Source organism: Stenotrophomonas sp. PS02301 (assembly GCF_029959485.1).
Lineage (GTDB): Bacteria > Pseudomonadota > Gammaproteobacteria > Xanthomonadales > Xanthomonadaceae > Stenotrophomonas > Stenotrophomonas maltophilia_Z.
Window position 1 is genome coordinate 1 of record NZ_JASCOO010000126.1, and the last position, 10,417, is coordinate 10,417.

At 67.3% G+C, this 10,417-nt stretch carries 12 protein-coding genes; 2 read left to right on the forward strand and 10 right to left on the reverse strand.

Annotated elements, in window-relative coordinates; genetic code table 11:
• The first annotated feature begins 120 nt into the window (after positions 1–120).
• Positions 121–882: a sulfite exporter TauE/SafE family protein gene (locus QMX81_RS19205; protein WP_121040611.1), complete on the forward strand. Its 762-nt coding sequence runs from the start codon at positions 121–123 to the stop codon at positions 880–882.
• Between the two features lie 49 nt (positions 883–931).
• Here QMX81_RS19205 and QMX81_RS19210 read toward each other — a convergent pair whose 3' ends face one another.
• The 10 genes from QMX81_RS19210 to QMX81_RS19255 form a co-directional block, all read right to left on the reverse strand.
• The gene (locus QMX81_RS19210; RefSeq protein WP_282263863.1) at positions 932–1,648 is read right to left on the reverse strand and encodes a haloacid dehalogenase-like hydrolase; all 717 of its coding nucleotides are present in this window, start codon (positions 1,646–1,648) and stop codon (positions 932–934) included.
• A complete protein-coding gene (gene trpC, locus QMX81_RS19215; RefSeq protein ID WP_152150916.1) occupies positions 1,645–2,439 on the reverse strand; it encodes an indole-3-glycerol phosphate synthase TrpC in 795 nt (264 codons plus the stop codon). Before trpC ends, QMX81_RS19210 begins: the two co-directional genes overlap by 4 nt.
• 64 nt (positions 2,440–2,503) lie before the next feature.
• Positions 2,504–3,541, reverse strand: a complete 1,038-nt coding sequence (trpD, locus tag QMX81_RS19220) for an anthranilate phosphoribosyltransferase (RefSeq protein WP_282263864.1) — start codon at positions 3,539–3,541, stop codon at positions 2,504–2,506.
• A gap of 32 nt (positions 3,542–3,573) precedes the next feature.
• Positions 3,574–4,152: an aminodeoxychorismate/anthranilate synthase component II gene (locus QMX81_RS19225; protein WP_282263865.1), complete on the reverse strand. Its 579-nt coding sequence runs from the start codon at positions 4,150–4,152 to the stop codon at positions 3,574–3,576.
• A 2-nt stretch (positions 4,153–4,154) separates the two neighbouring features.
• Complete coding sequence (locus QMX81_RS19230; protein WP_121040621.1) at positions 4,155–4,943, reverse strand: SIMPL domain-containing protein; 789 nt, start codon at positions 4,941–4,943, stop codon at positions 4,155–4,157.
• A gap of 60 nt (positions 4,944–5,003) precedes the next feature.
• Entirely contained in the window at positions 5,004–6,479 is a 1,476-nt protein-coding gene (gene trpE, locus QMX81_RS19235; RefSeq protein WP_282263866.1) for an anthranilate synthase component I, read from the reverse strand.
• A gap of 167 nt (positions 6,480–6,646) precedes the next feature.
• Positions 6,647–7,579: a lipid kinase YegS gene (gene yegS / locus QMX81_RS19240; protein ID WP_282263867.1), complete on the reverse strand. Its 933-nt coding sequence runs from the start codon at positions 7,577–7,579 to the stop codon at positions 6,647–6,649.
• Positions 7,580–7,770: 191 nt separating this feature from the next.
• Positions 7,771–8,253, reverse strand: coding sequence for a GNAT family N-acetyltransferase (locus QMX81_RS19245; RefSeq protein ID WP_152150909.1), 483 nt, complete (start codon positions 8,251–8,253; stop codon positions 7,771–7,773).
• A 12-nt stretch (positions 8,254–8,265) separates the two neighbouring features.
• Positions 8,266–8,943, reverse strand: a complete 678-nt coding sequence (gene rpe, locus QMX81_RS19250) for a ribulose-phosphate 3-epimerase (RefSeq protein ID WP_070426117.1) — start codon at positions 8,941–8,943, stop codon at positions 8,266–8,268.
• Positions 8,944–8,985: 42 nt separating this feature from the next.
• Positions 8,986–9,315 (reverse strand): DnaJ domain-containing protein, encoded by a 330-nt coding sequence (locus QMX81_RS19255; protein WP_282263868.1) that lies wholly within the window; start codon positions 9,313–9,315, stop codon positions 8,986–8,988.
• Positions 9,316–9,458: 143 nt separating this feature from the next.
• On the opposite strand from QMX81_RS19255, the gene QMX81_RS19260 reads away from it, so the two are divergent.
• On the forward strand, positions 9,459–10,385 hold the full coding sequence (locus QMX81_RS19260; protein ID WP_019185298.1) for a phosphoribosylaminoimidazolesuccinocarboxamide synthase: 927 nt from the start codon (positions 9,459–9,461) through the stop codon (positions 10,383–10,385).
• Positions 10,386–10,417 lie beyond the last annotated feature (32 nt).

Sequence of the window (10,417 nt, forward strand, 5' to 3'; positions counted from 1 at the left end):
ACCGACGGGCAGCTGCAGGCCCGCGTAAAGACCGTGGTTCTGTCCGGCACCCGCTGATCGGGCCTTGGGCGTGCCGGCCGCTGGCCGGCAACCCCGCCCATTTGCCGCTAGGCTGTCGGCATGGAGCTTGGCAGCGAATTCTATTGGTTCATCCTGATCGGCCTCGGCGCGCAGCTGATCGATGGCGCGCTGGGCATGGCCTTCGGGCTGGTGTCCTCTTCGGTGCTGCTCAGCATGGGCCTGCCGCCCGCCGCGGTCAGCGCCAGCATCCATACCGCGGAGGTCTTCACCACCGGGGCCTCCGGGGTCTCGCATCTGGTCGCGGGCAATGTGGACCGCCGGTTGTTCCTGCGCCTGGCGTTGCCCGGCGCCGTCGGCGGGGTGGTTGGCGCCTACGTGCTGACCCAGCTGCCTGGCGACGTGATCCGCCCCTTCATCTATATGTATCTGCTGGTGCTGGCGATCTTCATCCTGCTGCGTGCGGCCGGCCGGATGCTGCCGGCCCAGGAAGTGAAGCGCGTCCCGCTGCTGGGCTTCGTGGCCGGCCTGCTGGATGCCAGTGGCGGTGGCGGCTGGGGCCCGGTGGCGACCTCCACCCTGCTCGCCCGCGGCGGCCAGGCGCGCACCACCATCGGCACGGTCAATGCCGCCGAGTTCGTGGTGACCCTGGCGGTGTCGATCACCTTCCTGCTGACCATGGGCGTGCAGTACCTGAACATCGTGGCCGGCCTGTTGATCGGCGGGATGATGGCCGCACCGGTGGCCGCGATCCTGGTCAAAAAGGTCAAGGAACGCTGGGTGCTGGTCGCCGTTGGCGTGCTGGTGCTGGGCATCAGCCTGTTCCAGATCGGCCATGCCATCGTGCAGTGGCGCGCAGGCTGAGCCGGACGCGACACCTTTTCAGCCCTTCCCGGGTGTTTTCAGCGCCGGATCAGACCGGGTCGCCGGCCCGGTCGACACAGCCCCAGTTGAGCACCGGGGTACCCGGCGGCAGCACCTGGCGGAAATAGTCCACCCGTGACGCCTTCGGATTGACCACCACCGGCGCCGTGGCCGCCAGCAGCAGTGGCAGGTCCGCACTGCTGTCGGAATAGGCGACATCGATCTCGCCATAGCCGCGCTCGCGCAGCATCCGCATCTTTTCTTCGTTGTGGCAGTGGCGGGTGGCGATGACCGCGCCCAGGAACGGGCCGACCTCACTGCCGATCACCGGCACGCCCTGATGCGCCACGAAGGCCAGGATCGCGCGGGCCAGTTCCGGCGGTGCGCCGGTGGCGACCACCACGCGGTCGCCGGCGGCGCGGTGACGCGCGAACACCTCCAGCGCGACCGGCAGCAGGCGGCGGCGGATATCGGCCTCGTGCTTGAGGACGTAGCGGTCGATCACCTTGTTGAACTCGCGCGCCCGATGCAGGCCAAACGTGGCGATCCAGACATACCCGGAGATGCCGCGGCGGCGGGTGGGCAGGAAGGCCACCAGCGGGCCGAGCAGCGGCGTGGCGACCAGGGCGGCCAGCAGCCGCAGCGGGTTGCGCTTGATCAGCCAGGCGAACAGATGGCTGCCGGAATCGCCGTCATACAGGGTGTGATCGAAATCGAAGACCACCAGCGGGGCGTCGTCGCGCGGCGTTGGGTAGATCGCTGTCATGCGCTGAAGAATAGCTGACGCAGGCCCTCGCCGGGCTCTTCCACGCGCATGAAGGCCTCACCGACCAGGAAGGCGTTGACCCCGGCCTGACGCATCACGCTGACATCGGCCGGGCCGAGGATGCCGCTTTCGGTGACCAGCAGGCGGTCGCGCGGCACGGCCTGGCGCATGTCCAGCGTGGTCTGCAGCGACACCTCGAAGGTGCGCAGGTTGCGGTTGTTGATGCCGATCAGCGGCACCGGCACCTGGATGGCGCGCTCGAGCTCGTCGATGTCGTGCACTTCCACCAGCACATCCATGCCCAGCTGCATGGCCAGGTCGGACAACTCGGCCAGTTGGCGGTCGTCGAGGGCGGCGACGATCAGCAGGATGCAGTCCGCGCCGAGCACGCGCGCTTCGTACACCTGGTAGGCATCGATCACGAAGTCCTTGCGCAGCACCGGCAGCGTGCACGCTTCACGCGCCTGCTGCAGGTAGGCGTCGCTGCCCTGGAAGAAATCCACGTCGGTCAGCACCGACAGGCAGCTGGCGCCGCCGAATTCGTAGCTCACCGCGATGTCGGCCGGATGGAAGTCCGGGCGGATCACGCCCTTGGACGGGCTGGCCTTCTTGATCTCGGCGATCACGGCCGGGTTGCCGGCGGTGATCGAGGCGCGCAGCGCATCAGCGAAGCCGCGTACGGGCGGCGCCTGCTCCACGCGCGCGATCAGTGCTTCAAGCGGCACCTGGGCCCGGCGTGCGGCGACTTCTTCGGCCTTGCGGGCCAGGATGGTATCGAGGATGTCGCTCATGTCATTGGGGGTCCTGGAGGCCGGCCATTATCGACCAGCCCCGCTGAATTCGGAAAACGCGGGCTCAGACGGCCCCGCGGATGCGGCGGGTGGCGGCGACGTACTGCTCCATCCGCGAGCGCGCACTGCCATCGGCCAGCACCGCACGGGCACGGGCCAGACCATCGGCGATGCTGTCGGCGACACCGGCCACGTACAGCGCGGCGCCGGCATTGAGCGCCACGATATCCAGCGCGGGGCCGTGCTGGTTGTCGAGCACACCGCGCAGCATCGCGATGGATTCCGCCGGGCTGTCCACCTTGAGGTTGCGGCTGGCCGACATCGCGATGCCGAAATCTTCCGGATGGATCTCGTACTCGCGCACCTTGCCGTCGCGCAGTTCGCCCACCAGCGTCCCGGCGCCGAGCGAGATCTCATCCATGTTGTCGCGGCCCCACACCACCAGCGCGCGTTCGGCACCGAGTTCGCGCAGCACGCGCGCCTGGATGCCGACCAGATCCGAATGGAACACGCCCATCAACACGTTGGTCGCACCGACCGGATTGGTCAGCGGGCCAAGGATGTTGAAGATCGTACGCACGCCCATTTCGCGGCGCACGGGTGCGACGACCTTCATCGCCGGGTGGTGCATCGGCGCGAACATGAAACCGATGCCGGTTTCGGTGATCGCGCGCGCGACGTCCTCCGGCTGCAGATCGATGATCGCGCCCAGCGCCTCGACCGCATCGGCACTGCCGGACTTGGAAGAGACACTCCGGTTGCCATGCTTGGCCACCTTGGCCCCGGCCGCGGACACCACGAACATCGCGCAGGTGGAGATGTTGAAGGTGTGCGAGCCATCGCCACCGGTGCCGACGATATCCACCAGATGCGTTCTGTCTTCCACCGGCACCGCGCGGGCGAGCTCGCGCATCACGGTGGCGGCACCGGCGATTTCGCCGATGGTTTCCTTCTTGACCCGCAGGCCGGTCAGGATCGCGGCGGTCATCACCGGCGAGACTTCACCGCGCATGATCTGCCGCATCAGGTCGACCATTTCGTCGAAGAAGATTTCGCGGTGCTCGATGGTGCGCTGCAGGGCTTCCTGGGGGGAGAAGGTCATGCGGGGTCCTTTGTGATGCAGGTGCGGCGCGCTCAGCGCTGCAGGAAGTTCTTCAGCAGGGCGTGGCCATGCTCGGTGAGGATCGACTCGGGGTGGAACTGCACGCCCTCGACCGGATGTTCGCGATGGCGCAGGCCCATGATCTCTTCGATCGAGCCGTCCTCGTTCTCCGTCCAGGCGGTCATTTCCAGGCACGCCGGCAGCGTGGTCTTGTCCACCACCAGCGAGTGGTAGCGCGTGGCCTGGTAGCGGTCCGGCAGGCCGGCGAACACGCCCCTGCCTTCATGGCGGATCGGCGAGGTCTTGCCGTGCATGATGTTGCCCGCGCGGATCACATCGCCGCCGTACACCTGGCCGATGCTCTGGTGGCCCAGGCACACGCCCAGGATCGGCGTGGTCGGGCCAAGCCGACGGATCAGCTCCAGCGACACCCCCGCTTCGTTGGGCGTGCACGGGCCAGGCGAGATCACGATGCGCTCGGGCGCGAGCGCGGCGATTTCATCGACGCTCAACGCGTCGTTGCGCACCACCTTCACCTCGGCGCCCAGCGTCTGCAGGTACTGCACGAGGTTGTAGGTGAAGCTGTCGTAGTTGTCGAGCATCAACAACATGGTCAGGGTCCGTCTTGAATGAGGAAAATGGCGTACACGTTCTCGGTGTACGTAATGGGCGCGGCGGTGAGCAGCTCGCCGCCCGACGACGCGCGATAGCGCGATCCGGTCACAGCCACCTTGTCCAGCGTTGCGCTTTCCCCGCCGTAGCCGAAGCCATCCCGGCCGGGCGTGCCCCAGGTGCCGGCCTGCACGCCATAAGCGAAGTTCGGCGCGACGTCGGAAATGCTGTACAGACCGGTGATCTTCGTGCCGTAGGCGCCAGCCAGGCCCTTGGCCGATTCGCGCGTCTGCGCGGCGGCCTCGGCCTTCAGGTCGCCACGCAGGCGGCTTTCACCCGAATACGTGGGTTCAGCGGTACTGACCTGGACCTCGCGGCTGGCCTTCAGTTCGCCCAGGAAGGCTTTCAGCGCCTGCGCGTCCGGGAACTCGGCCTTCAGGTCGCGCCGGGCGGCGGTGCCGTTGAACACCTCCTCATCGTTGCGATAGCGCGTAGAGGGCGCGATGCTCAGGTTGGCGGCGAGCACGCTGCCGTCGATGGCGCCATGCTGGGCAAACAGCTGCAGCACCCGCTCGGCGTTGGCCTGTACGCGGGCGCGGGCGGTGTCGGTCTGCATGTCGATCGATTCCAGCGCCACCTTGACCGTGAAGCGGTCCGGCATCACCGTGCGGGTGGCACTGCCCTTGACCAGCAGATGGGGCTGCGAGGGAAGGGTATTGGCCTGCGCCCATGCGGACCCGGCCACCACGGCCAACGTCGACGACAACAGCAATGCGCTCAGCAGCTTCATGCGGTATTCCTTGTCAGAAGGGTGCAAAGGGAGCCGCGGCCAGGCCACGGCGCGGGAAACTCACAGGCCCTTGGCAGCCTGCGCCACGGCACGGAACAGCGCGCGGCCCTTGTTCATCGTCTCGTCCCATTCCTTGCCCGGGTCCGAGTCGTAGACGATGCCGGCACCGGCCTGCACGTGCAGGCGGCCGTCCTTGATCACCGCGGTGCGGATCGCGATGGCGGTGTCGGCATCGCCATGCCAGCCGATGTAGCCGATGCTGCCGGCGTAGACGTTGCGCTTGATCGGTTCCAGCTCGCGGATCACTTCCAGCGCGCGGATCTTCGGCGCACCGCTGACGGTGCCGGCCGGGAACGTCGCGCGCAGCACGTCGGCATAACTCAGGCCCGGCTGCAGTTGCCCGGTGACTTCGCTGACGATGTGCATGACGTGGCTGTAGCGTTCGATCACGAACTGCTCGCCCACTTCCACCGTGCCCGCCTTGGACACGCGGCCGGCATCGTTGCGGCCGAGATCGATCAGCATCAGATGCTCGGCACGCTCCTTGGGATCGGCCAGCAGCTCAACTTCCAGTGCGTTGTCTTCTTCCACCGTGGCGCCGCGCGGGCGGGTGCCGGCGATCGGACGCACGGTGACCTCCCCGTCCTGCAGCCGCACCAGGATCTCCGGCGAGGAGCCGACCACCTGCACGTCGCCGGTATCGAGGAAATACATGTACGGCGAGGGATTGAGCGCACGCAGCGCGCGGTACACATCCACCGGGCGCGCCTTGAACGGCACGCTCAGGCGCTGGCTCAGCACGACCTGGAAGATGTCGCCGGCGCGGATGTATTCCTTGGATTTGTCGACCGCGGCAATGAAGCCTTCGCGGGTGAAGCCGGAGACGAAATCGTTCTCGTCCAGCACATCGCGTGTGATCGGCGCGGGGTAGCCGGCGCCGGGGGCGCGCAGCTTGGCGACCAGCGCATCCAGGTTGGCCTGGGCGTCCTCCCATGCACCGGGCTGACCCGGATCGGCATGCACGATCAGGTACAGACGGCCCTTGAGATTGTCGAACACCGCCAGTTCTTCGGAGTGCAGCAGCAGGATGTCCGGCGTGCCCAGCTCATCGCGGCCACGCGGCGGTGCCAGGCGCGGTTCGATATAGCCGATGCACTCGAAGCCGAACCAGCCGACCAGGCCACCGGTGAAGCCCGGTAGACCCGCCAGCTTGGGCACCGAGTGGGCGCTGCGCAGCGCCTCGACCTCGGTGAACGGGTCGGCGACCTCGCGGGTTTCCACCACGGCGCCGGACTCGCTGATGGTCAGGGTATGGCCGTGGAAGGCATACACCCGGCGTGCCGGCAGGCCGATGATGGAATAGCGCCCGAAGCGTTCGCCGCCCTCGACCGATTCAAACAGATAGGTATGCGGGCCGTCGGCGAGCTTCAGATAGACCGACAGCGGCGTGTCCAGGTCGGACAGCACTTCACGGACGACGGGGATGCGGGTGTGGCCTTCAGCGGCCTGCTGCTGGAACTGCTCGAGCGTAATCAAGACGACTTTCCTTCCGGGAAACGGCGGTGGCGGGACGGACGACGGCAACAGGCCACCATCGCCACCAACGGCGAGCGGAAGAAAGGGTATGCGGGGTCGTCAGAATGGACACCCGGCGACTGTACCGCATTGGCGGCACCGGATGGAACCCGGCGCCGCCCATGGCATCAGCCCCGCGACAGCAGCGGGCTGTCCAGCGCCACATGCAGGTTGACCCGGCCCGGCACGCAGTCGATGCGGAAGTGCCGGGCCTGGACCGGTTCGCCATCCAGATTGAGCGTCAGCGGCACGTCGGCCTCGATCTCCACCCACGGCGCCTGCACACGCTCGGCCACCTGCTCCAGCGCGCCGCGCTTGCCGCCCTTGACCAGCGCGGCAAAGGTGGAGGCGACCTCCCCGCTCAACTCGGGGATCACCGTGATATCGAGCAGACCATCGTCGATCAACGCTTCCGGGCACAGCACCTGCCCGCCGCCGGCCTGACGGCCATTGCCCACGCCGAGTGCGATGAAACCACCGGCCCATTCGAACCCCGGCGCCCGGACCCGTGCCTGGATCGGATCGATCCGCCCCAGCCGCGATACCCCCGTGACCAGGTAGGCCAGCCCACCGAGCACCTTCTTCAAGCCCTCATCGGTCTCCACCGTGACCTCGGTGCCGAAACCGCCACTGGCCACGTTCGCGCACCACCACACCTTGCCATCGGCATCGATGCGCAGCAGGTCGACCGGGCGTGCCGGGGCGTGCGTGATCAGCTCCAGCGCCGCCAGCGGTGCATCGGGAATCTCCGCCGCGGTGGCGAAATCATTGGCCGTGCCCAGCGGCAGCAGCCCCAGCGACGGCAATGCATCGGCCCCCTCTTCCCGGTGGGCCAGTGTCTCGGCCACCTCACTGAGGGTGCCGTCGCCGCCGGCCGCGATGATCGTGTCGACCCCATGCGCGATGGCTTCGGCCACATAGCGCTCGGCATCGCCCGATTCCCAGGTCACCCGCACCTCCAGCTGCACCCCGCGCTCACGCAGCGCGGCCACCGCCTCGCGCACATCCTCATTGCCGGTGGCCTTGCCGTTGAGGATCAAACGCCAATGGGGACGGCTCATGCGGTACTTCCAGGGAGTGGGGAAGCGAAGGCTAGCAGCGGACGGCGTGGCCGCCGGTGAACGTCATCAAAGCGTCACCGATGGCCCGGAGAATGAAAGGCCATAGCAAGGAAGATAGATGGAGGCAGGATCAGCCTCCCGCTATTCCCAGGGCCGCATCAGCAATGGTGCGGTTTTTTTTTGAGGACAGCTCAGCCTGCGGCAAACGCCCGCAACGCCTCGCCTTCCATCCGGTACACCGTCCACTCGCTCTGCGGCTTCGCCCCTGCGGCCGCGTAGAACTGTATCGCCGGTGCATTCCAGTCCAGCACCGACCACTCGAACCGCCCGCAGTTTTCCGCCACCGCGATACGTGCGATGTGCTGCAGCAGCGCCTTGCCGGCACCGCTGCCGCGGCGCTCCGGACTCACGTACAGATCTTCCAGATAGATCCCGTTACGGCCCAGCCACGTCGAGTAGTTGTAGAAATACACCGCATACCCGATCGCCACGCCGTCGGCCTCGCAGATCAGCGCGTGCGCCTTCGCCGCCGGCCCGAACAGACTCGCGCGGATGCCCGCTTCGTCGGTCTGCACCGACGACGCGGCCTTCTCGTAGATCGCCAACTCGCGGATGAAGCGCAGGATCAGCCCCGCATCCTCGGCGGTGGCCACGCGGATGGTCACGGCAGCCACCGAGCCCATGGCTCAGCCCCGCGCCGCGGCGACGTTGCCGCGCATCTGCGCGATGATGTCCTGGTAGCTGGTCTTCGCATTGAAGATCGCCGAGCCGGCCACGAACGCATCCGCACCGGCCGCCGCGATGGCGCCGATGTTGTCGGCCTTCACCCCGCCGTCGATCTCCAGGCGGATGTCCTTGCCACTGGCATCGATCTTCTTGCGGATCGCGCGCACCTTGTCCAGCGCCGAGGGAATGAACGCCTGGCCGCCGAAGCCCGGATTGACCGACATCACCAGCACCAGGTCCAGGTCATCGAGCACCCAGTCCAGGATGTCCACCGGCGTGGCCGGATTGAGCACCACGCCCGGCTTGCAGCCCAGCGAACGGATCAGCTGGATCGTGCGGTGCACGTGGCGGCTCGCCTCCGGATGGAAGCTGATGTACGTCGCGCCGGCCTCGGCGAAATCCGGAATGATCCGGTCCACCGGCTCCACCATCAGATGCACGTCGATCGGCGCGGTCACGCCGTGCTTGCGCAGCGCCTGGCAGACCAGCGGGCCGATGGTCAGGTTCGGCACGTAATGGTTGTCCATCACATCGAAATGCACCCAGTCGGCGCCGGCCGCGAGCACGTTGTCCACTTCCTCGCCCAGGCGGGCGAAATCGGCGGACAGAATGGAGGGAGCAATGATGCAGTTGGACATGGCCGGGGCCTTCAGGAGGTTGAAAGGGGGCGCCGCGCGGACTCAGCGCTTGCGCAGGGTCTTGATGCGGTCGTAGGCGGCATTGAGCTGGCGCGACTTGCGCTCGGCCTGCTGGCGCAGCTCCGGGGCAGCGCCGACCACCTTGTCCGGGTGGTACTGGGACATCAGCCGGCGGTAGGCCAGGTCGATCTCGGCATCGGTCGCCTCGGAGGTCAGCCCCAGCTCGCGGTAGGGGTTCTCGCTGTTCAGCCGGAACCAGTCGGCATCGAAGGCATGCCCCAGCAACAGCCCGAACGCGGCCCCGAACAGCGGATTGGGCCTGCACAGCAGGGCGCCAGCGATGAATCCGAGCAGTTTTCCGTACCAGCGCATGGTGGTCTGGGCAGCCAAGGCGACAAAGGATCCTCATTTTACGTCACAGCGGGCCCAACCCGCTTTACACTAGGCCGCCCGCTGTCTGTGCGGGCCCTCCGGGTCCCCTGGACAGCTGTCATGACGAAGCCTCAGGAGTGCCCGTGCCGACCACGTTGTTGCAATCCGATCTCCCCGGCCTGCCCTTGCGCCATCGCGGCAAGGTGCGTGATGTTTTCGACATTCCGCGCGACCGGCTCCCCGCCGGCACTCCGCCGGGGGACTACCTGCTGATGGTCGCCACCGACCGTCTGTCAGCCTTCGACGTGGTGCTCCCCGATCCGATCCCCGGCAAGGGCGAAATGCTCTGCCAGGTCTCGAACTTCTGGTTCGCCAAGACCGCGCACCTGATGCCCAACCACCTGACCGGCATCGATGTCGCCAGCGTGCTGCCCGAAGGTGTCGATCCGGCCCTGTACGCCAAGCGCGCGGTGGTCACCCGCAAGCTCAAGCCGGTTCCGGTCGAGGCGATCGCCCGCGGCTACCTGATCGGCAGCGGCTGGAAGGACTACCAGCGCACCGGCAAGATCAGCGGCATCGAGCTGCCGGATGGCCTGCGCCAGGCCGAACAGCTGCCCGAACCGATCTTCACCCCCTCGACCAAGGCCGCCGTCGGCGACCATGACGAGAACATCGATTTCGATGCGATGGTGAAGGCGGTCGGTGCGGACCTGGCCGAGCGCGTGCGCGATGCCACCCTGCGTATCTATGCCTTCGCCGCCGATTACGCCCGCGAGCGCGGCATCATTCTGGCCGACACCAAGTTCGAGTTCGGTACCGATGCCGATGGCCGTCTGTACATCATGGACGAGATGCTGACCCCGGATTCCTCGCGCTACTGGCCGGCCGACGAGTACGAGGTGGGCACCAGCCCGCCGAGCTACGACAAGCAGTTCGTCCGCGACTACCTGGAGACGCTGGACTGGGGCAAGACCGCCCCGGGCCCAAGCATCCCGGCCGAGATCATCGAGCGCACCCGCGCCAAGTACGCCGAGGCGCTGCAGCGCCTGGCCGGCATCTCGGTCGACTGACCGGCACGGCGTTCCCCGGCCCTGCGCCGGGG